20 protein-coding genes are annotated in these 19,042 nt (G+C 62.1%); 8 read left to right on the top strand and 12 right to left on the bottom strand.

What is annotated here, in order from left to right; genetic code table 11:
* Position 1: 1 nt before the first annotated feature.
* Both hpaE and X726_RS164630 read right to left on the bottom strand, forming a co-directional pair.
* A complete protein-coding gene (hpaE, locus tag X726_RS164625) occupies positions 2-1,519 on the bottom strand; it encodes a 5-carboxymethyl-2-hydroxymuconate semialdehyde dehydrogenase (RefSeq protein ID WP_023667828.1) in 1,518 nt (505 codons plus the stop codon).
* A gap of 11 nt (positions 1,520-1,530) precedes the next feature.
* Positions 1,531-1,917, bottom strand: a complete 387-nt coding sequence (locus X726_RS164630; protein ID WP_023667827.1) for a 5-carboxymethyl-2-hydroxymuconate Delta-isomerase — start codon at positions 1,915-1,917, stop codon at positions 1,531-1,533.
* Positions 1,918-2,118: 201 nt separating this feature from the next.
* Here X726_RS164630 and hpaR point away from each other — a divergent pair, with 201 nt between their 5' ends.
* Entirely contained in the window at positions 2,119-2,514 is a 396-nt protein-coding gene (hpaR, locus tag X726_RS164635; RefSeq protein WP_023667826.1) for a homoprotocatechuate degradation operon regulator HpaR, read from the top strand.
* Between the two features lie 10 nt (positions 2,515-2,524).
* On the opposite strand, the gene X726_RS164640 is transcribed toward hpaR, so the two are convergent.
* Both X726_RS164640 and X726_RS164645 read right to left on the bottom strand, forming a co-directional pair.
* Complete coding sequence (locus tag X726_RS164640; protein ID WP_023667825.1) at positions 2,525-3,034, bottom strand: flavin reductase; 510 nt, start codon at positions 3,032-3,034, stop codon at positions 2,525-2,527.
* 6 nt (positions 3,035-3,040) lie between these two features.
* Complete coding sequence (locus tag X726_RS164645; protein ID WP_023667824.1) at positions 3,041-4,585, bottom strand: 4-hydroxyphenylacetate 3-hydroxylase N-terminal domain-containing protein; 1,545 nt, start codon at positions 4,583-4,585, stop codon at positions 3,041-3,043.
* A gap of 92 nt (positions 4,586-4,677) precedes the next feature.
* Here X726_RS164645 and X726_RS164650 point away from each other — a divergent pair, with 92 nt between their 5' ends.
* Positions 4,678-5,547 carry a helix-turn-helix domain-containing protein gene (locus X726_RS164650; RefSeq protein WP_023667823.1) on the top strand — a complete coding sequence of 290 codons (870 nt, stop codon included), beginning with the start codon at positions 4,678-4,680 and terminating at the stop codon, positions 5,545-5,547.
* 266 nt (positions 5,548-5,813) lie between these two features.
* Positions 5,814-6,560, top strand: coding sequence for an IclR family transcriptional regulator (locus X726_RS164655; protein WP_023667822.1), 747 nt, complete (start codon positions 5,814-5,816; stop codon positions 6,558-6,560).
* On the opposite strand, the gene X726_RS1000000171460 is transcribed toward X726_RS164655, so the two are convergent.
* On the bottom strand, positions 6,534-6,740 hold the full coding sequence (locus tag X726_RS1000000171460; protein ID WP_023667821.1) for a hypothetical protein: 207 nt from the start codon (positions 6,738-6,740) through the stop codon (positions 6,534-6,536). The genes X726_RS164655 and X726_RS1000000171460 overlap by 27 nt on opposite strands.
* On the opposite strand from X726_RS1000000171460, the gene X726_RS1000000171455 reads away from it, so the two are divergent.
* The gene (locus tag X726_RS1000000171455; RefSeq protein ID WP_245261089.1) at positions 6,679-6,813 is read left to right on the top strand and encodes an AraC family transcriptional regulator; all 135 of its coding nucleotides are present in this window, start codon (positions 6,679-6,681) and stop codon (positions 6,811-6,813) included. The two genes, X726_RS1000000171460 and X726_RS1000000171455, sit on opposite strands and share 62 nt — an antisense overlap.
* A gap of 86 nt (positions 6,814-6,899) precedes the next feature.
* On the opposite strand, the gene X726_RS164665 is transcribed toward X726_RS1000000171455, so the two are convergent.
* A complete protein-coding gene (locus tag X726_RS164665) occupies positions 6,900-7,625 on the bottom strand; it encodes an SDR family oxidoreductase (RefSeq protein WP_031214535.1) in 726 nt (241 codons plus the stop codon).
* Between the two features lie 147 nt (positions 7,626-7,772).
* On the opposite strand from X726_RS164665, the gene X726_RS164670 reads away from it, so the two are divergent.
* Positions 7,773-8,669: an AraC family transcriptional regulator gene (locus X726_RS164670; protein WP_023667819.1), complete on the top strand. Its 897-nt coding sequence runs from the start codon at positions 7,773-7,775 to the stop codon at positions 8,667-8,669.
* A gap of 70 nt (positions 8,670-8,739) precedes the next feature.
* On the opposite strand, the gene X726_RS164675 is transcribed toward X726_RS164670, so the two are convergent.
* Both X726_RS164675 and X726_RS164680 read right to left on the bottom strand, forming a co-directional pair.
* The gene (locus X726_RS164675; protein WP_023667818.1) at positions 8,740-9,759 is read right to left on the bottom strand and encodes an NAD-dependent epimerase; all 1,020 of its coding nucleotides are present in this window, start codon (positions 9,757-9,759) and stop codon (positions 8,740-8,742) included.
* Between the two features lie 31 nt (positions 9,760-9,790).
* Positions 9,791-11,071, bottom strand: a complete 1,281-nt coding sequence (locus X726_RS164680; protein ID WP_023667817.1) for a nucleotide sugar dehydrogenase — start codon at positions 11,069-11,071, stop codon at positions 9,791-9,793.
* A 102-nt stretch (positions 11,072-11,173) separates the two neighbouring features.
* On the opposite strand from X726_RS164680, the gene X726_RS1000000171015 reads away from it, so the two are divergent.
* The 3 genes from X726_RS1000000171015 to X726_RS164695 all read left to right on the top strand — a co-directional run bounded on the left by X726_RS1000000171015 (position 11,174) and on the right by X726_RS164695 (position 14,698).
* Entirely contained in the window at positions 11,174-11,356 is a 183-nt protein-coding gene (locus X726_RS1000000171015; RefSeq protein WP_023667816.1) for a hypothetical protein, read from the top strand.
* 179 nt (positions 11,357-11,535) lie between these two features.
* Positions 11,536-12,513: a UDP-glucuronic acid decarboxylase family protein gene (locus tag X726_RS164690; protein WP_023667815.1), complete on the top strand. Its 978-nt coding sequence runs from the start codon at positions 11,536-11,538 to the stop codon at positions 12,511-12,513.
* Positions 12,514-12,736: 223 nt separating this feature from the next.
* On the top strand, positions 12,737-14,698 hold the full coding sequence (locus X726_RS164695; RefSeq protein ID WP_023667814.1) for a 3-hydroxyacyl-CoA dehydrogenase NAD-binding domain-containing protein: 1,962 nt from the start codon (positions 12,737-12,739) through the stop codon (positions 14,696-14,698).
* 7 nt (positions 14,699-14,705) lie between these two features.
* Here X726_RS164695 and X726_RS164700 read toward each other — a convergent pair whose 3' ends face one another.
* From X726_RS164700 to X726_RS164715, 4 genes are all read right to left on the bottom strand, one after another.
* Entirely contained in the window at positions 14,706-15,977 is a 1,272-nt protein-coding gene (locus tag X726_RS164700) for a cysteine desulfurase-like protein (protein WP_023667813.1), read from the bottom strand.
* Between the two features lie 45 nt (positions 15,978-16,022).
* Positions 16,023-16,697, bottom strand: a complete 675-nt coding sequence (locus X726_RS164705) for an amino acid ABC transporter permease (protein WP_023667812.1) — start codon at positions 16,695-16,697, stop codon at positions 16,023-16,025.
* A 150-nt stretch (positions 16,698-16,847) separates the two neighbouring features.
* Entirely contained in the window at positions 16,848-17,645 is a 798-nt protein-coding gene (locus X726_RS164710) for an ABC transporter substrate-binding protein (RefSeq protein WP_023692284.1), read from the bottom strand.
* A gap of 77 nt (positions 17,646-17,722) precedes the next feature.
* Positions 17,723-18,922, bottom strand: a complete 1,200-nt coding sequence (locus X726_RS164715) for a pyridoxal phosphate-dependent aminotransferase (RefSeq protein ID WP_023667810.1) — start codon at positions 18,920-18,922, stop codon at positions 17,723-17,725.
* Between the last annotated feature and the right edge of the window lie 120 nt (positions 18,923-19,042).

Below are 19,042 nucleotides of genomic sequence, written 5' to 3'. Positions count from 1 at the left end.
GTCAGCCGCCGAGTTTCTGGATCGCGTGCGCTGAAGTGGCGAAGGCGATGTTCTTCGTCTCCATGTAGAAATCGAAGGAATGGTCGCCGCCGTCGCGGCCGATGCCGGAATTCTTGACGCCGCCAAACGGCGTCGGCAAATGCCGCACATTCTCCGAATTGACCCAGATCATGCCGGCGTCCAGCGCATCGGTGAAGCGGAAGGCGCGGGTAACATCCGACGTCCAGAGATAGCCGGTCAGGCCGTATTGGGTGTCGTTGGCCAGCGCCAGCGCTTCGGCCTCGTCCTTGAAGGAAATGGCAGTCAGCACCGGCCCGAAAATCTCTTCCTGGGCAATGCGCATCCTGTTGGTGGCGCCGGTAAACAGCGTCGGGCTGACATAGCAGCCACCGCCCGGACCGGCGAACTTGCCGCCGCCGGCGGCTACCACCGCGCCTTCCGATTTGCCGATCTCGATATAGGACAGCACCTTTTCCTCGTGCACCGGATGGATCAGCGGACCGACCACCGTTTTGGGATCGAGCGGATGGCCAACCTTGATGCGCTTTGCCTTCTCCGCGACCAGATCCGTGAATGTGTCGTAGACCGAGGCTTCGACCAGCAGCCGCGACGATGAGGTGCAGCGTTCGCCGTTGAGCGAGTAGATCATGAACACGGCCGCATCCGCCGCACGTTCGAGATCGGCGTCGGCGAAGACGATCACCGGGTTCTTCCCGCCCAGTTCGAAATGCACGCGCTTCAGCGTATCGGCGCCCTGTTTCATGATCATCGAGCCGGTGCGGCTCTCACCGACAAAACCGATCGCCTTGATGTCAGGGTGCTCGGTCAGCGCCTTGCCGGCGTGCTCGCCGAGGCCGTTGACCAGGTTCCACACGCCTTTCGGCAGGCCGGCCTCCTCGGCGATCTCGACCAGCAGGCGAGCGGTCAGCGGCGAAAATTCGGCCGGCTTGTGGACGACGGTGCAGCCTGCCGCCAGCGCCGGCGCGATCTTCCATGTCGACAGCATGAACGGCGTGTTCCACGGCGTGATGATGCCGACCGGGCCGATCGGCACGCGCGTGGTGATGTTGACCTGGCCTGTCGTGCGCAGCGTCTCGCCGTCGCGCGCTTCCGGCGCGCGGTCGGCGAAGAAGCGGAAATTCTCGGCGCCGCGCAGCGCGGCCTTGGCCATGAATTTCAGCGCCTGGCCGGTGTCCATGCACTCGACGAAGGCGATCTCCTCGGCGCGCGCTTCGATCGCATCGGCTATCTTGTGCAGCAGCTTCTTGCGCCCGTCGCCCGGCATGGCGGCCCAGGCCGGGAACGCCGCCTTTGCCGCCTTGGCGGCGCGGTCGATATCGGCGGCACTGCCACGCGCGACCTTGGCCAGCGGCTTGAGATCGACCGGAGACATGCTCTCGAAGGTCGAGCCATCCACCGCCGGCACCGCTTCGCCGCCGATCTGGTTCAGCACGCCGTCGCGCTTGAAACGGGCCAGATAGGCCTCGGCCTTTTTCAGATTGCCTTCGAGGTCGGACATATCAGCTTCCGTCACTTGCCGCGCAGTCGCGGATGGATTGCGTTTTTCTTCCAGCTCAGTACCGGGTCGATCTCCCTGATCTCCAGGGAAAGAGCGAAATGCGGGGTATCGAACAGGGGGCCAAGGTATTCGCTCACCGCGGCGAAGACCGCCTCCCCGGTTCGTTTCTTGTCCTCGGCGCTGCGCCCGGTTCCAATGCGAAACGACATGTCGAGGAAAGCGTTTTCCGGCAGGCTGTCGGCGATGGCATAGGCTTCCGCACGGAAGGCCCGCACCCGCACCGCGCCGGTTTCAAACAGCCCGGTGCCGAGCACGGTGCGCAACACCAGCGCGCACAATTCGCTCATGTCGACCTTGGCATCGAGGTTGGCCGAATACTCGATGGAAAAGTGAGGCACCGCGTCTCGCCTCCCGGATTGTTGCGCTGCTGTAGTTAACGCGTTAATTACATGCAGCATCACTGAAGTCAAGCCTTGCATCCAAGTTGAGGCGACGATACGGGATGGAAAGGTCAGGTTTTGGCGTGCGGTCCCGCCGACCGCCCGCATCATTGGGGACGCTGCTTCTTGCTGCCTGAAAACACCCGTCGTTCTCTGCCGATGGCGCTGCTCCATGCCCGCGAAGTGGTGATGGCGCGGTTTCGTCCAATGCTGGCGGCGCATGATGTGACCGAACAGCAATGGCGCGTGCTGCGCGTTCTGAGCGAGGCCGGCGCTGTCGAGGCGACGGAACTTGCCGATCGCGCTTCGGTGCTGCCGCCCAGCCTGACACGCATCATCAAGACGCTCGAGGGCCGAAAATTCATCACCCGCAACAAGGCGGAAGGCGATGGCCGCCGTGTCGTGCTGACGATCGCCCCGGCGGGTTCCGCCCTGATCGATGCCTTGTCGCCGGAACGCCTCGTCATCTACCGCGACATCGAACAGCGCTTCGGACATGAGAGGCTCGAGCAATTGCTCGATCTGCTGGAGAGCCTGATCGCCGGCGAGAGCTGATTGCTGCGGCTCAGCCGCCAAAGCTGCCAAGCCGCGTCGGCTGCGTGTAATTGCGGTCGACATAGAGCAAGGCCGAGCCGCCGCTGCCGTGCCTGACGTCGATAACGCGGCCGATCATGACATTATGCGTGCCGACGATGTGCACATCCTCGATCTCGCAATCGAAATTGACGATCGCATCGGACAGCGCTGGCGTCCCCGAGGTCAGCGTTTGCCAGCGCGCCGCCGAATAGCGTGCCTCCATGTCCCTGGTCGCGCCGGCGAACTTGCCGGCCAGGTGCATATGGTCATGCGTCAGCACGTTGACGCAGAAGCGCCGGTTGGCGAGAAACATGGCCGCCTGCGTCGAGCGGCCGTTCATGCACACCAGCAGTGTCGGAGGTTCGTCCGACACACTGCACATGGCGGTGGCGGTGAAGCCGCCGCGCCCGGCCGGGCCATCTGTCGTGACGATGTTGACCGGCGCGCAGACCCTTGCCATGGCGTCGCGGAAATCGGCCTTCGAAATCTGCGTGGCCATCTGACATCACCCCGCCGATGAAGCGAGCGGATTGAGCCAGGTATCTCCCGTCCAGCCATTCTCGTCATAGTCGGCCATGCAGGTATCGACCAGTTCTTCCATGGCCTTCAGCCGGCCGCCGCGTTCGGCGCCCTTCAGCACCTGCAGCCGCACCTCTTCCGGCGCACCGGCATAGTTGAGTTCGTAGAGCGCGTGGCGGCCGCCGAACTCGGTGCCGGTCGCGTCCCACAACAGTTTCATGATCTTGATGCGCTCGACATGGCCCATGTCGTTGGAACCGCGCACATACTGCGCGAGGTATTTGTCGATCTCGGGATTGTTGAAGTCGCGCACCGATGACGGCAGGTAGATCAAGCCGGAGGCGATCACCCGGCGCACCGTGTCGATGACGCGCGGATAGGCTTCCGACATGAAAGTCCGGTAGGCAAGGGCTGCTTCCAGGTTGGGCAGGACAGCGCCATTCGCCCAGGGGATCGGATTGTAGGCCATGGCGTTGGAAAAGCTCCAGAACATGTGCCTGAGCGCGATGACCTCGCCCAGCGCCGCCTGGTTGCCGCGGAAGGCATCGCCGCCGGTGGCGCGCAGCGCCTTTGCCAGCAGGCCGGCGAGGAAGTCGAGCTTGACGGCAAAGCGTGTGCAGCCCTGGAAGCAATAGCCATGCATGAAGCCCGAAGCCGGATGGAAGGACAGGATTTTCTGCGCCTCGCGCAGCACCAGCACGTCCTCCCAGGGGATGAAGACATTGTCGAGCACCAGGATGGCATCGTTCTCGTCGAAGCGCGACGACAACGGATAGTCGAACGGAGCCGCCGCCGTGTTGGCCGTCTGCTCATAGGAGACGCGGCAGAACATCTTTACCCCCGGCGCATTCATCGGCACGATGAACATGACCGACAGCGACGGATCTTCGGTGACCGTCGCCGAACTCTGCGCCAGGAAATTGTAGTGGGTCAGCGCCGAGGACGTCGCCACCACCTTGGCGCCGGAGACATAGATGCCGGCGTCGGTCTCCTTGGTGATGTGGACGAAGACATCCTTCACCTGTTCGGCCGGCTTGTGGCGGTCGATCGGCGGGTTGACGATGGCGTGGTTCATGAACAGCACGGCTTCCTGCGCACGCTTGTGCCAGGCGAGCGCATTGTCCTTGAACGGGCCGTACCAGTCGGCATTGGCGCCGAGCGTGTTCATCAGTGCCGCCTTGTAATCGGGCGTGCGGCCCATCCAGCCATAGGACATGCGTGACCACTCGGCGATCGCGGTCTGCTGGGCCGCGAGTTCGCCGGAGGATTTGGCGACGCGGAAATATTTGTGGGTGTAGCCGCCCGAACCGGTATCGGTAGGCGAGGTCAGCGCGCCCTGCCGCTTGGGATCGTGCAGCGCATCATAGAGGCGCGCCAGCGACCGCGCCGAATTGCGCATCGCCGGATGGGTGGTGACATCGGCGATGCGCTCGCCGTTGATGTAGACCTCGCGGCCGTCGCGCAAGCTCTCCAGATACTCGGCCCCGGTGAACGGGCGCCCATTGTCGGCACGAAAGTCTTCCGATCGCATGATGTTCCTCCACTTATGGCATCAACTCTAGCGCTCCTGGCAAGGATCGGTTAGGACGTAACGGCAAAACCGATTGGACTTTTTCCGGCGCCATGAGCCTCAATTCCATTCCTGATTTCTTTGTCTATGGCGAGCCGGTGCGGCCGCTTGATGTCGGCTTCCTGCATGTCGAGACGGTGCTTGCGCGCAGCAACATTCATCTCGGCCAGGTTGCCGCGCACAAGCATCCGCAAATGGGCCAGATCACCTACTGGACCAGCGGATCCGGCACCTACCGCATCGAAGACCAATCCTGGGACTTTTCGGCACCGGCCGTCAGCTTCGTGCCGAGCACCATCGTGCATGGCTTCTCGATCGGGCCCGGCACCGACGCCATCGTCGTTTCGGTCGCCGATGATGCGCTTGCGGCAATAGCCGCTCACAGCCTGCTGCCATTGGACCGGCCGGTCTTTGCCGATAGCCTTCCTCAGCACGTCGCGTGGAAAAGGCTGGCGGCGGTGCTGGAGATGATCGCCGCCGAATATGCCGAGGCGCAGGCCGGCAGTGACAAGACCCTGCCGGCGCTGATCGCCGTCGCGCTCTCGCACATCGCGCGCCTTGGTCCCGAGGTAATGGATGCCACCGGTTCTTCCGATGCTGCATTGGCGCGCGGCTTGCGCCGTCTGGTCGATGCGCATTTCCGCGACAACTGGCCCGTCGACCGCTACGTCGGGGCGCTGGCCACGACACCGCATCTTCTCGACAAGGCCGCCCATACGGTGCTTGGCAGCGGCGTCAAGCGGCTCATGGGCGAGCGACGGTTGCTGGAGGCCAAGCGGTTGCTGCTGTTCACCGTGCGCACCGTCGAGGACATCGCCTACGAAATCGGCTTCGAAGATCCGGCCTATTTCTCACGCTTCTTCCGGGAGCGGGTTGGCCAGGCGCCCGCCGCCTGGCGCCGCGCGCAGCTGGGGCAGAGTTGAAGCTTCCGCGCCGGCCAGGATCAGGCGTTTGGGCCGACACGCCGGCCAGGCACGGCGCCGCCGAGTTGATCCACCTGTTGATAGGTGTTGCCGCGCAGCATCACCCCGCACGGCGCGGCGCATCGAGATTGATGTCGCCGCGAAACTTGCTGGTGTTTTTTGTCGCTTCCAAACGGTTCGTTATTTGAACCACCAATTTACGTGCTATGAGCGGACTGCAAGGTGGATTGGCTTCCGTCCCATGCGAAGTATCTTGAGGATGCACGATGAGCACAGTCGGCAAAGCGATATCGCTGTTGGAGCAGTTCACGCTCGGCGAACCGGAGATCGGCCTGTCCGAGCTCGCCCGCAAAACCGGCCTCGACAAGGCAACGGCGCGGCGCCTGCTGATGGCGCTGGCCGACCACCGCCTGATCGAACAAGAGCCGGCAAGCCGCCGCTACCGGCTCGGCGCCGGCCTGTCGCGGCTGGCCCGCTTTCGCGACGCGCATTTTCCCTTCGTGCGCGTGGCAGCACCTGTGGTTCGCGAGCTGGCGCTGGAAACCGGCGAGACGGTGCATCTGTCGGAATTCAGCGCCGGCGCACTGCTGACGGTCCATGTCGAGCTCTCGGCAAAGGCCAACCGGGTCAATGTCGATGTCGGCCAGGTGCTGCCCTTGCACGGCACCGCCTCCGGCATCGCCTTTCTCGCCGCTTCGCCTCGGGAAGCGGCCGAGGCCTATGTCGACAAGCCGTTGCCGACCTTCACGCCACACACGGTGACGCAGCCCGAAAGGCTGATGAAGGCGATCCGGCTTGCCGCCAAGCGCGGCTATTCCTCGAGCTCCCAAGGCTATGAAGAAGGCGTGCACAGCATAGCCGCGGCAATCCTCGGCTCCGATGGGCGTCCTCTCGGTGCGCTCGCGGTGGCCTCGCCTGTGTCACGCGCCGATGACAGCATGGCAGCCAGCCAGGGCGAAGCGGTGATCCAGGCGGCGCGGCTGATTTCAGCGCGCCTGGCCGGCGAAGCCTGACATCTCTACCGTCGCAGGGGAGATGATTAGCGGGTTAAGTTCCCAGCGGCGCACCGGCCTTGCCGCGAGACCGGAACGCTTCGTCTGGGACAGGCGGCTGGAGCGCAGCAAGGAAGAATTGTTGTCGCCCGCCCGCGCGTCGCCCACGATCTCGGAAATCGCCTTTGCCTGCGGGTTCAATTCGAGTGCGCATTTTTCGCGCGCGTTCGAGAGCCGGTACGATGTGGCCCGCGGGAGTTGCGCCAGAGGCTGAGGGCGGTGGTGCATTAAGGGGTGGGCCGTTTGCCGGATCTTGGAGAGCGCCGTAGCTCGCCGAAAGCCGGCATCCGGCAGCAAGTTCTACATATTGGCAGCGGTTGGCCGCACGATCACTTCGTTGACGTCGACGCCATCGGGTTGATCAAGCGCAAAACGGATCGCCCGTGCAATGGCGTCCGGTGTGAGCGACTTCTGCCGCCATTCTTTCAGAGCCGTGGCGACCTGAGTATCGCTGATATCGTCGCCCAGTTCGGTTGCGGTCACTCCGGGGGAGATGATCGTGGCGCGGATGTCGTCATGCTCCTGCCGCAGCCCCTCCGTGATTGCCCAGACGGCATATTTCGTGCCGCAATAGACCGCCGCGGTGGGCAGCACGATATGCGCGCCGACCGAGGCGACATTGACGATATGCCCATTCTTCTGGGCGACGAAGCGCGGCAGCACCGCGGCGATCCCGTTCAGCACGCCGCCGATGTTGACATTGATCATGCGAGACCACTCATCGCGCTTCAGCGCGGCAAGCGGCGACAGCGGCATGACGCCGGCATTGTTGACCAGCACATCGATCTGCCCGAATTCGGCATGAGCGGCATCGGCAAAAGCGTCGAAATTCGCCGCGTCAGTCACGTCGAGTTCGCGCCACGCGACGCCTTTGCCTATTTCTGCGGCCAGCGCCTTGAGCCGCTCGGTGCGGCGGGCCCCGATGAACAGTCTGGCGCCGGCACCGGCAAGTTCCCGAACCGTCGCTTCGCCGATGCCGCTGGAGGCGCCGGTGATGAGTACAACCTTGTCTTTAAGTCCCGTCATGATCGTTCCTTTTTCGCTGCGGTGACGGGGAGATAGATGGCGCGAACCGGCAAAGGCCGGTAGCGTGATCGTCCAAAGAGTTTGCACGATCCTCCAAATGAACTCGAAATGCCTTGCAACATTTCGCGCCATGAAGATTTATGCGGCATGGAGAAAATCAATGAACTCGCCGAGCTGATCACCCGCTTTGCGCCGAAATCTGGCATGGCCGGCACTGCGGTGCCGCGGCTGTCGCTCATTCGCGCCAACCAGCCCAGTGCACCCGTGCCTGCGGTCTACGAGGCGTCGCTTTGCATAATCGCCCAAGGATCGAAGCGCGTCTCGCTGGCCGACCAGAGCGTGGTCTATGACGCATCGAGCTACCTGCTCGTCTCGGTCGACCTGCCGCTGGTCGGGCATGTGTTGGAGGCGAGCCCGGCGGCGCCCTACCTCTGTTGCAAGATAGATTTTGATTCCACCGCGCTGGCCGAACTGCTTGTGAAAGAAGGACGTGCATCCCCCAGCAGGGATCTGCCGGTGTTAGCTGCCTATCCAAGTGACCCCGACCTGATTGATGCCGCCTGTCGGCTTGTCAGGCTGCTCGATCGCCCCGAGAGCGTCACCGTGCTGGCGCCGCTGATCGAACGCGAAATCCTTTACCGGCTCCTCACCGGACCGCACGGTGACACGCTTCGCCAGATGGCGTCGGTGGACAGCCACCTGAACCAGGTCAGCCGCGCCATCGCCACGATCCGCAATCATTTCCAGGCACAACTGCGCATCGAAGAGATTGCGGCGGCATCAGGCATGAGCGCGTCGTCCCTTCATGCCCATTTCAAGGCGATTACGCGCATGACCCCGCTCGAATACCAGAAGCAGCTGCGCCTGCAGGAGGCGCGAAGGATTATGCTTGCCGGCGGCGCAAACGCAGGCACGGCCGGGTTCGCGGTGGGCTATGACAGCCCTTCGCAGTTCAGCCGAGAATATCGTCGCCTGTTCGGTGCGCCGCCCCGGAAAGATATTGACCGCCTTCAGGCAACACCCAGTTCGGCTGCGGCTTATTGAGTTTTCCGAGCGGCATGCGCCAGCCATGGCTGGTCAGGAGCCAGCCGCCTCCAGGTGGCGAAGCGTCCGATCATGCTCGGTAGAACTCCCGGTACCATTCGACAAAGCGCGGAACCCCTATTTCGATCGGGATTTTGGGCTTGAAGCCGGTCGCCTCCTCGAGCGAGCTGACATTGGCGAAAGTTGCCGGAACGTCGCCTGGCTGAAGTGGCCTGAGGTTGCGGTTTGCCTTGCGTCCCAGCGCGTCTTCGAGCACCTCGATCAATCGGTTCAGTTGAACGGGCGAATTGCCGCCGATGTTGTGAATCCTGAACGGGGCGTTGCTGGTCGCTGGGTCTGGCGCGACACTTTTCCACTCAGGATTGGGTGTCGCGGGTTGCTGCATGACGCGGATAATACCTTCGACAATGTCGTCGATATAGGTGAAATCCCGCTGCATGTTGCCATAGTTGAAGACCTCGATCGGCTCGCCGGCGAGGATAGCCTTGGCGAAGATGAACAGCGCCATGTCCGGCCGCCCCCACGGACCATAGACGGTGAAAAAACGCAGCCCGGTGGTCGGCAGTCCAAACAGATGGCTGTATGTGTGCGCCATCAGCTCGTTCGCCTTCTTGCTTGCGGCGTAAAGGCTGAGCGGATGGTCCGCCGGATCGTGCACGGAAAACGGCATGCGGGTGCTGCCGCCATAAATCGAACTCGACGATGCATAGACCAGATGGCCGACGGACGCCTGCCGGCATCCTTCCAGGATGTTGACAAAGCCGCTGAGGTTGCTTTCCACATAGGCGTGCGGATTGCTGATCGAATAGCGTACGCCGGCTTGCGCCGCGAGATTGACGACAACCTCCGGCGCGGCCGAAAGGAAGAGCTCCGAAATACGGTCCCGCTCCGTGAGATCGGCATGCTCGAAACAAAAATTCGAAAACGCTTTCAGCCGCTCGAGACGAGCCTGCTTCAGGCTGACGTCATAATACTCGTTCATGGAGTCGAGGCCGATAACCTGGCCTCCTTCGGCAAGCAGCCTCAGGCAAAGATGAAACCCTATGAACCCGGCTGCGCCGGTGATCAGTATCGGCCTGCTTGATGTCACTGCATATCCTAGCGTTAATTTCAGGCGAGCTTTACAAGCTCCAGTATTTTATGTTGTCGGGAACTTCATTGGGCTTGATGGCCGACTTGACATCGAACAGTGTCCCCCCCGGCCTGATCATTTGAAGAAGACGCGCTCTTTCGTTGGTGAGATATTGCCTGTGAGGCACCGCCAGAACAAGCGCCTGCAAATCGTTTATCTCATCGAGCGGCAGGATTGTTTCGCCGTGATCACGCCGAGCGGTTTCGACATCGGCAAGGGGATCATGGACTTTGGGGACAATTCCGAACTGCCTTAGTTCCTTGACCATGTCGAAAACGCGGCTGTTGCGCAAATCCGGCACGTCCTCCTTGAATGTCAGCCCGAGAATGCCGACAGAAGCCCCTTTGACGGGCGTGTCAGAACCAATCAGCCGTTTGACAACCTGCTGGGCGACGAAGGCCCCCATGCCGTCATTGATGCGACGTCCGGCGAGGATGATCTGCGGATGGTAACCTTCGGCCTCGGCCTTGGCGGTCAAATAATATGGATCGACGCTGATGCAGTGGCCGCCGACGAACCCCGGTTTGAAGGGAAGGAAGTTCCATTTCGTCGACGCAGCATCAAGAACATCCTGCGTCCGGATATCGAGCCGCTCGAAGATCATTGCCAGTTCGTTCATCAGCGCGATGTTCAGATCGCGCTGGGTGTTCTCGATAACCTTCGCTGCCTCGGCCACCTTGATCGACGGGGCGCGGTAGACGCCGGCATCGATGATACGGCCATAAACGTTCGCGACGCGCTCCAGCGTCTCGTTATTCTCGCCGGAGACGACTTTGACGATCTTTTGCAGCGAGTGTTCCCGATCGCCGGGGTTGGCGCGTTCGGGCGAATAGCCGAGGGCAAAGTCGCGGGGATGTCGCAGGCCGGAAACCTGCTCGATGATCGGCCCACAGAAATCTTCGGTCACACCTGGATAGACTGTCGACTCAAAAACGACGACGGCGCCTTTGCTCACCGCCTCGCCGACGAGTTCGGACGCCAGTTTCAAAGAAGCTAGATCGGGAGCGCGATTTGCGTCGATAGGGGTTGGCACGGCGACGATGAAGAAAGTAGCGCCTTTCAACATCTCCCGGTCGGTGGTCAGCCCTATCGAGGTCTCCTTGAGCGCCGTTGCATCAACTTCTCCCGTACGATCGACGCCGCCACGCAATTCCCCGATCCGACGCTCGCTGATGTCAAAAGCTATGGTGCCGGGGAAAACCTTCCCAAAGGCAATGGCTACCGGCAGGCCGACATAACCCAGGCCGATAACTGCAATGCGTTCGGACATCCGTGGGGTTCCTCGAGCCACCTGTTGAGCCGACGTGCTTGTATGGCAGGCTGTTGGCCAATTCAACGATGCTCTATCGCGAAGAGGAATGTCTCACGAAAAATGGTCGTTGCCATTTTCATGTTGCCATCCGCCGATGCCATCGATGTTGTGGATAAAATCCAGCAGGACCGGGTTTCGAGCCACTCTCTGCTGCGGATTGGGGTGAACCGTCAGGTTCTGCCGGCCATCTACGCAGCGGCGGCCCTGACGACAGGGCTGATATTCTCTGCTGCCAATCCATAGGCCACTATCGGCCTCAATCGTGCCTTCTGATCAAACCAAATGCCGGGATCGGAATTCGCATCGGCACCGAGCGGATCTGCGAAATTTCAGTTTGGTCCTTGTGCATTGGCTGCGGACACGTCGTATCCTGCGTGTGGCGACCGATATCTGGTCGATCAGCATTTGCCTGGGAGCAGAAATTGGCCAGACTCTATGACAGCCGCAGACGCATTCTCGTTACCGGGGGCGCAGGGTTTATCGGCTCGCATCTTATTGACCGCCTGTTGGAACGAGGCGACGAAATCTTGTGTGTCGACAACCTTTTCACCGGATCAAAGCGCAATATCGACCATTTGGCCAAGCATCCCCGCTTCGAATTCATGCGCCATGACGTGACCTTTCCGCTCTACGTCGAAGTCGATGAGATTTACAACCTGGCGTGTCCGGCCTCGCCTGTTCACTACCAGTACGACCCGGTTCAGACGATCAAGACCGCCGTGCACGGCGCCATCAATGTTCTTGGATTGGCAAAGCGGCTGAAATGCAAAGTCTTTCAGGCCTCCACCAGCGAGGTCTATGGTGACGCGTCTGTGCATCCGCAGCCGGAGAGTTACTGGGGCAATGTAAACCCGATCGGGCCGCGCTCATGCTACGATGAAGGCAAACGCTGCGCCGAAACGCTGTTCTTCGACTATCACCGACAACATGGCTTGTGGGTCAAGGTCGCGCGGATTTTCAATACGTTCGGGCCGCGCATGCACCCGGCAGACGGCAGGGTTGTCTCAAATTTCATCGTGCAAGCGCTTCGTGGTGAACCGATAACCATTTTCGGCGACGGCTCACAGACAAGGTCGTTTTGCTACGTCGACGACCTGGTGAGCGGCATGCTGCGCCTCATGGATACGGGGCCGGAGGTGACCGGTCCAGTAAACATCGGCAATCCAAGGGAAGTAACGATCAGGCGCTTGGCCGAACTGACGACGCAGATGACCGGATCAGGTTCGGATATAATTTACCGCGATCTTCCGCAAGACGATCCGCGGCACCGCCAGCCCGATATCACCCTTGCCAAAAGGCTTGTCGGCTGGGAGCCGACGGTGACTTTGGAAGCCGGGCTGCAACAGACGATCGACTATTTCAAAGCCCTGCTGCCGAAGGTTTCCACAAACTCGCCTTGACCCGGCACCGCAGTGCAACCGTCAAGTCTGACCGATCACCGTCGTGGTAGCGACGCCTTTTGCAGTCGACTCCGGTAGGCTTGAAGTTTTTTGAATTCTAATTATTTTAAGCTTGAAATTATTTGAAGAACCATGGCGCTTCATCCGTCCGAGCCGGGACACCGGCATTTGGCGGAGAGCAGAAGGAGGAGGAAGATTTGCCGTCGTTCCGGGATAAAACTCCATGAACACAGCACGATTTTCCGAGAGTGTCACAGGCAAGATCGTCGATGGCGTTCTCGTCGTCACGATCGAAAATCCGCCGGTCAACGCGCTGTCCTTCCATGTCAGGGCCGGACTGATGGCTGCGCTTGGGCGTGCGGCGTCGGATGAAGTGTCTGCCGTGGTGCTGACCGCCATTGGGCGCACCTTCATCGGTGGCGCCGATATCAAGGAATTCGGCAAGCCCGCTGTCTCGCCCACACTGCCTGACGTGATCGAAGCGATCGAGAGCTTCGCCAAACCGATCGTGGCGGCAGCAGGCGGCGCGGCGCTCGGCGGCGGCTGCGAGATTGCGCTGGCCTGCCACTACCGGGTGGCCAGCAAGGCGGCCAGCTTCAGCCTGCCCGAGGTCAAGCTCGGGTTAGTGCCTGGGGCCGGCGGAACCCAACGCCTGCCCCGCCTCATCGGCACGGTCGCCGCAATTGACCTGATCGGCACGGGTCGGCCCGCAAATGCCGACGAAGCGCTCGCTCTCGGTCTGATCGATACCATTGCCGACGATCTTCCCGAAGGCGCGCTCGACGTCGCCCGCCATCTCGTCGGCCAACCGCTGCGGCCCACGGGCGCGCTTTCCGTCCCGCGCTCGCAACCTGAGGCCGACGCGGCAGCCGCAAAGAAGGTGCTTTCCCGCAGCCGTGGACAGATCGCGCCTGCAGAAGCCGTGAGACTGGTCCGGGCTGCGTCCACGGCCAAACTTGAGGACGGTCTTGCGGACGAACGCGCGACCTTCCTGCGCCTCCGGGATTCTCGCGAAGCGGCAGCGTTGCGCCACGTCTTCTTTGCCGAGAGGCAAGCCAGCAAAGTCGACAGGCTGGAGGGTGTCACGCCTCGCAAGGTCGAGACCGTCGGTATCGTCGGAACCGGCCTGATGGGTGCAGGCATCGCGGTCTCGGCCTTGAATGCCGGCTATGGCGTAATCGGCGTCGAGCAGACGGACGACGCCGCGGCAAAAGGATACGCGCGTATCGCCGGCCTTCTCGACAAGTCAGTCCAATCCGGCCGTCTCACCGATCATGCGCGCAGGGAGGCGCTGAGCCGGTTTGAAGCGGCCAGCGAAGCCGACAGGCTGGCGCAGGCCGATCTGGTCATCGAGGCGGTGTTCGACGATCTCGCGGTAAAAACCGACCTCTTCCGGACGCTTGATCGCATCGTCCGCCCGGACGCCATCCTTGCGACCAACACCAGCTACCTCAACCCCAACGAGATCGCCTCGGCAACCGCCAGGCCCGAGCGGATCGTCGGCCTGCATTTTTTCTCGCCGGCCAACGTCATGCGGCTCACCGAAGTGGTGGATTGCGCGGCGACGGCGCCCGACGTGCTCGCCTCGGCTATCGCCTTCGTCAGAAAGCTCGGCAAGCTGCCTGTCGTGTGCGGCGTTACCGAGGGTTTCATCGGCAACCGCATCTATTCCGCCTACCGCCGCGAGGCGGAGTTCATGGTGGAGGATGGCGCAGCACCCGATGAGGTGGATGCCGCGCTGGAGGCCTGGGGCTTCCCGATGGGGATCTTCGCGGTCAACGATATGGCTGGGCTGGAGATAGCCTGGGCGCGGCGCAAGCGACAGGCGGCGATGCGCGATCCGCAAGCACGTTATGTCGAAATCGCCGACCGGCTGTGCGAGGCCGGCCGCTTCGGCCGCAAGACCGGGCGCGGCTGGTACGATTATTCGGACGGCGAACGCAGGAGCGACCCGCAAGTAACGGCGCTGATCGAGGCCGTGCGAGCGGCCAACGGCATCGTGCCGCGCCGCTTTTCGTCCGATGAGATCGTCACGCGCTTACTGGCGGCAATGGCCGAAGAGGGCAAGGCATTACTCGCCGAAGGCATCGCGGCGCGTGCCTCCGACATCGATCTGGTGATGATCAACGGCTATGGCTTCCCGGCCCACAAGGGCGGGCCGATGTTCCGCGCCGGAGAGGTTTAAGGACCAGCTACGACAGCCTTGCGATGACGGCGCGCAGTGCCTCGCCGAAACGCCTGACCTCGTCGACCGTGTTGTAATGGACCAGCGAGGCGCGGATGGCGCCGCTGTCCATCGACAGGTTGAGACGCTTCATCAGCCGGGGCGCATACATATGGCCGTCGCGGATGCCGATCTGCATGTCAGCCATTTCCTCGACGATCCGCTGCGGCGACAGCTTGCCGATGTTGAAGCAGAATGTCGGCACGCGTTCGTTGATGCGGGCTTCCTCGGCGACGCCGTAGATCGTGGCATTGCATCCCTTGAGCACGGCGAGCATCTCGCGCGCCAGGAGCATTTCATAGTCGCGGATGGCGCCCATGCCGGCAACGATGTTGTCGCGCCGCGAGCGGTTGTTGGAGGGCGCCAGATTGCGGCCGATCAGTTCCAGGTACTGCACTGCGGCATCCATGCCTGAGACGTTCTCGTAGATGAAGGTGCCTGCCTCGACCTTGTAAGGCGGCTCGTCGGGGATGAAATCCTCGCGGAAGGTCGGCAGCCGCTTCAGCGTTTCGAAGCGGCCCCACAGAAAGCCCATATGCGGCGAGAAATTCTTGTAGCCGGAGCAGACGAGATAATCACAGTCCCAGGCCTGCACGTCGATCAGCCCGTGCGGTCCGTAATGCACGCAGTCAAGGAACACTTCGGCGCCGGCCGCATGCGCGATCGCGGCCACCGAAGCGACGTCGACGATCGAGCCGATCGAATGCGCGGTCACCGTGCAGGCGACGAGACGGGTGCGATCGGAAACCAGCGGCTTGAGGTCGTCGACATGCAGGTTGCCGTCCTCGCGCATGCGCCACCATTTGAACTTGGCTCCGGCGGGCTCCAGCGCCAGCCACGTGGCGATGTTGGCGTCGTGGTCCATATCGGTGATGACGATCTCGTCGCGCTCTGTGTCCTTGGCCAGCATCTGGCCGATGCCGAGGCTGACCAGGCGAATGAACGAGGTGGCGTTCATGCCGAAGCAGATTTCCGACGGACTGTAGGCGTTGATCAGCAAGGCCACGCTCGTCCGAGCATCCGCAACCGATTGGTCGACCGTGACCGAGCGCCCATAGCGACCACCACGCTGCACATTGTGCGAGACCAGGTGATTGGTCACCGCGTCGAGCACGCTCTGCGGGATCTGCGCGCCGGCGGCGTTGTCCATGAAGATGAAATCACCGGCGCGCTGCAAGGCCGGAAACATGGCGCGGATGGGGTCGACCGGAAAGCCGCCGGCGGCTTGGGAATTGCTCAACTGTATCTCCTGCGAATGGCTTGGGAAGCGGGACGGTTGATGAGGTCAGCGCGTCTTCTCGGTCTTGAAGCGGTCTTCGAGCAGGCTGACGAGGCGGACCATCGGCCAGAGGAAGATGAGATAGACCAAAGCGGCGCCGATCAGCGGCGAGGGATTGGCATAGAGCGACTGCGCGTTGGTCGCTTCCTTCAACAGTTCAGGCAGCGCAACGGTGGAAGCGAGCGACGTGTCCTTGAACATCGAGACGCAATTGCTGGTCATCGGCGGGATGACGACGCGGATCGCCTGCGGCAGCACCACCTTGCGCAAGGTCAAAAGGAAAGGCAGGCCGAGCGCCTGTGCTGCCTCGAATTGGCCTTTCGGAATGCTCTCAATGCCGGAGCGGAACACTTCTGCTGAATAGGCCGACATGATGATGGCGAACGCCGTCACGGCGGAGGCCCAGGACGACAGACGGATGCCGAGGAAGGGCAGCGCATAATAGATCAGGATCAGCACCACCAGCACCGGCAGGGCGCGGAAGATGTCGGTGTAGCCGACCGCCAGCCAGCGCAGCGGCTTCGGCGCATAGAGCCGCAACAGGCTGATCCCCAGGCCGATGGGAATGCCGATGCCGATACTCAAAATGCCGAGCAGCAGCGTGTTCAGGAAGCCACGCAACAGCGCCGGCAGGCTGGACATGATCACGTCAGGATTGAAGAAGGTGTCGATCAGCGACATGGGAGCGTTCCCGAACCCCAGAGCAAAGGATGCTCAAGTTAAAACCAATCGACCTTGCCTCCGATGAGGCTATCCGTGTGGCAGCAGGCGCCGGAGCGTGAAATGAATCGTGCCGGCCTGGGAGCCGGCACGATTTAAGTGCATTGCCGGTCAGGCCTTGGGCAGCGGCCTTTCCTTGACCGTCGAGGAATCGGCTGGCGCGTCGCTGCCGAACCACTTCTTGTGGATCGCGGCCAGCGTTCCGTCCTTCTTCATCGCGGTCAGCGCGTCGTTCAGCTTGCCGAGCAGCGGATGGTCCTTGCTCATCATCAGGCCGTACTGTTCGCCGGTCTTGATGCGCTGCTTGACCTTCAGGTCCTTCATCTTGGTGAAGGAGTATTCCATGCCCGGAATATCGCTGACGGCGGCGTCCACGCGGCCCGCGCTGAGGTCGAGCAGAAGATTCTGCTGCGTGTCATAGCCCTTCACGTCGCTGTAGCCGTCAGCCTCCTGATGCGCCTTGACCCAGGTCTCGCCGGTCGAGCCTGAAAGCACGCCGACGATCTTGCCCTTGAGGTCGGCCTCGGTGTTAACAGCGCTATCGGTCTTCGTCGCAATGCCCATGTCGGAGTCATAATAGGGCTGGGTGAAGGACAGCGTTTTCAGTCGCTCCGGCGTGATGGTGATCGAGGAGATCGCGACATCGATGCGGTTGGAACTGACAGCCGCGAACAGCGCCTGGAAGCCGAGGTCGGCAATGTCGGTGGTCATGCCGGCACGCTTGGCCGCTTCGTTGACGATGTCGACTTCAAAGCCCTCGAAAGTGCCGCTCTCGTTCTTGTATTCGAAGGGCGGATTGGTCGGGTAGGCGCCGACATTGAGCACATCGGCGGCAAAGGCGGTGGCCGGGCCGGCAGCGATGCCGATCGTGGCGGCGAGAAGAAGCAGGTTGCGACGAGTGAAGCTCATTTTGTGTTCCCTCTGGTTGTTGATCGGGCGGGTTTGCTCCCGCACGGTTTGTTGCCGTCCCACCTCCCAGCGGGGCGTCAATTCATGGCGGCGACCATGCGCTCGAGCGCGGTCGCTATCTGGTCGCGTTCACGGCACACGCACATCCGCAGGAAGGCCGCTGCCGAATTTCCAAAGAGGTGGCCGGGAGCCAGCCCGACGCGCGCCGTCTCCAGTATCCTGGCGCAGGCCTGCCGGGCGTCGCTTTCGCCGTCCATGGCAAAGAAGGCATACATGCCTCCGCGCGGTTTCGTCGGCAGGATGATGCCGGGAATCTGGGCCAGCCTGTCATAGGCAAGGTCGAGGCCGGTTTTGATCCGCTGCCTGATCTCCTCGACCAGCGGCTCGCCTTGGCGGATGGCGGCGACAGCGCCTGCCTGGATAGGCGCGGCGGTGCCGCTGTTGATGTACTGCGTCATGGCGCCAAGCTGGTCGGCCACCCCCGACGGATGCGTCAGCCAGCCGATGCGCCAGCCGGTCATCGCCCACGCCTTCGAAAAACTGTTGACCGACAGCACCCGGTCGCCATCCTCGGCGATCTGCAGGATGGAAGGAGCAACATTGCCGTCGAAATAGAGCCGGCCATAGACCTCGTCGGAGATGATCCAGATGCCGGTGCGCCGGCTGAAGTCGAGCAGCGCCTGCATCTCCTCGCGCGACGCGGTCCAGCCGGTCGGGTTGGACGGCGTCGACAGGAAGATCGCGCGTGTGCGCGCATCGCAAGTGGCGAACAGCCGGTCGAGATCGAGATGCCAGTCGCCCTTGAAGTCGAGCGAAAACGGCCTTGGCTCGCCGCCGATCAGATGGATGGCGTTGTGGATGTTGGGCCATTGCGGCGCGACATAGACGACGTTGCTGCCGGTATCGACCAGCAGTTCCAGCGCCAGGTACAGCGCCTGCATGCCGCCGGGCGTGACCGTGGTGCGCGCAATCGGGATCGTCCGGCCGTGAATGCGCGTTTGGTATTCCGACAGCGCCTCGTTCAGTAGGGGGTGCCCACGCATGTTAGGGACGTAGAACGTCTGGCCTTCATCGAAGGCGGCCTTCGCCGCGTCGCGGATGAAAGCGGGCGTCACCATGTCGCCTTCGCCGTACCAGAGCGCGATCACGTCGCCCAGTTCTCGGGCGCGCACGGCAAGGTTGGCAATGTTTTCGGTGTGCAGGTCACGGATCTGGGCACGTACGCCGTCGAAAGCATAACGCGCGCTGGACGATGACTGGGGCAGTATGAACGACAATGACTGAAACCCCTCCCACCCGGAGCACCGCGACGGACTGCCCGGCAAGCCCCACCGGCACGACAGTCGCCATCGAGTTTGGATGCTATCCAATGTGCTGCGCTTTTCAAGGAAAAAGTT

Origin of the sequence: Mesorhizobium sp. LSJC285A00 (assembly GCF_000503155.1) — a bacterium.
Classification (GTDB): domain Bacteria; phylum Pseudomonadota; class Alphaproteobacteria; order Rhizobiales; family Rhizobiaceae; genus Mesorhizobium.
Note: the sequence above shows the minus strand (reverse complement) of the source record. Positions and strands in the feature narration are given on the sequence as shown.

Excerpts from the sequence above, each read along its gene's own strand:
- X726_RS164670 (WP_023667819.1), top strand. The coding sequence starts at position 7,773 with ATGGAGAAAATCAATGAACTCGCCGAGCTGATCACCCGCTTTGCGCCG.
- X726_RS164655 (WP_023667822.1), top strand. The coding sequence starts at position 5,814 with ATGAGCACAGTCGGCAAAGCGATATCGCTGTTGGAGCAGTTCACGCTC.
- X726_RS164640 (WP_023667825.1), bottom strand. The coding sequence starts at position 3,034 with ATGGCCACGCAGATTTCGAAGGCCGATTTCCGCGACGCCATGGCAAGG.
- hpaE (WP_023667828.1), bottom strand. The coding sequence starts at position 1,519 with ATGTCCGACCTCGAAGGCAATCTGAAAAAGGCCGAGGCCTATCTGGCC.
- X726_RS164645 (WP_023667824.1), bottom strand. The coding sequence starts at position 4,585 with ATGCGATCGGAAGACTTTCGTGCCGACAATGGGCGCCCGTTCACCGGG.
- X726_RS164680 (WP_023667817.1), bottom strand. The coding sequence starts at position 11,071 with ATGTCCGAACGCATTGCAGTTATCGGCCTGGGTTATGTCGGCCTGCCG.
- X726_RS1000000171015 (WP_023667816.1), top strand. The coding sequence starts at position 11,174 with ATGGTCGTTGCCATTTTCATGTTGCCATCCGCCGATGCCATCGATGTT.
- X726_RS164650 (WP_023667823.1), top strand. The coding sequence starts at position 4,678 with ATGAGCCTCAATTCCATTCCTGATTTCTTTGTCTATGGCGAGCCGGTG.
- X726_RS164665 (WP_031214535.1), bottom strand. The coding sequence starts at position 7,625 with ATGACGGGACTTAAAGACAAGGTTGTACTCATCACCGGCGCCTCCAGC.
- hpaR (WP_023667826.1), top strand. The coding sequence starts at position 2,119 with ATGGCGCTGCTCCATGCCCGCGAAGTGGTGATGGCGCGGTTTCGTCCA.
- X726_RS164705 (WP_023667812.1), bottom strand. The coding sequence starts at position 16,697 with ATGTCGCTGATCGACACCTTCTTCAATCCTGACGTGATCATGTCCAGC.
- X726_RS164695 (WP_023667814.1), top strand. The coding sequence starts at position 12,737 with ATGAACACAGCACGATTTTCCGAGAGTGTCACAGGCAAGATCGTCGAT.
- X726_RS164710 (WP_023692284.1), bottom strand. The coding sequence starts at position 17,645 with ATGAGCTTCACTCGTCGCAACCTGCTTCTTCTCGCCGCCACGATCGGC.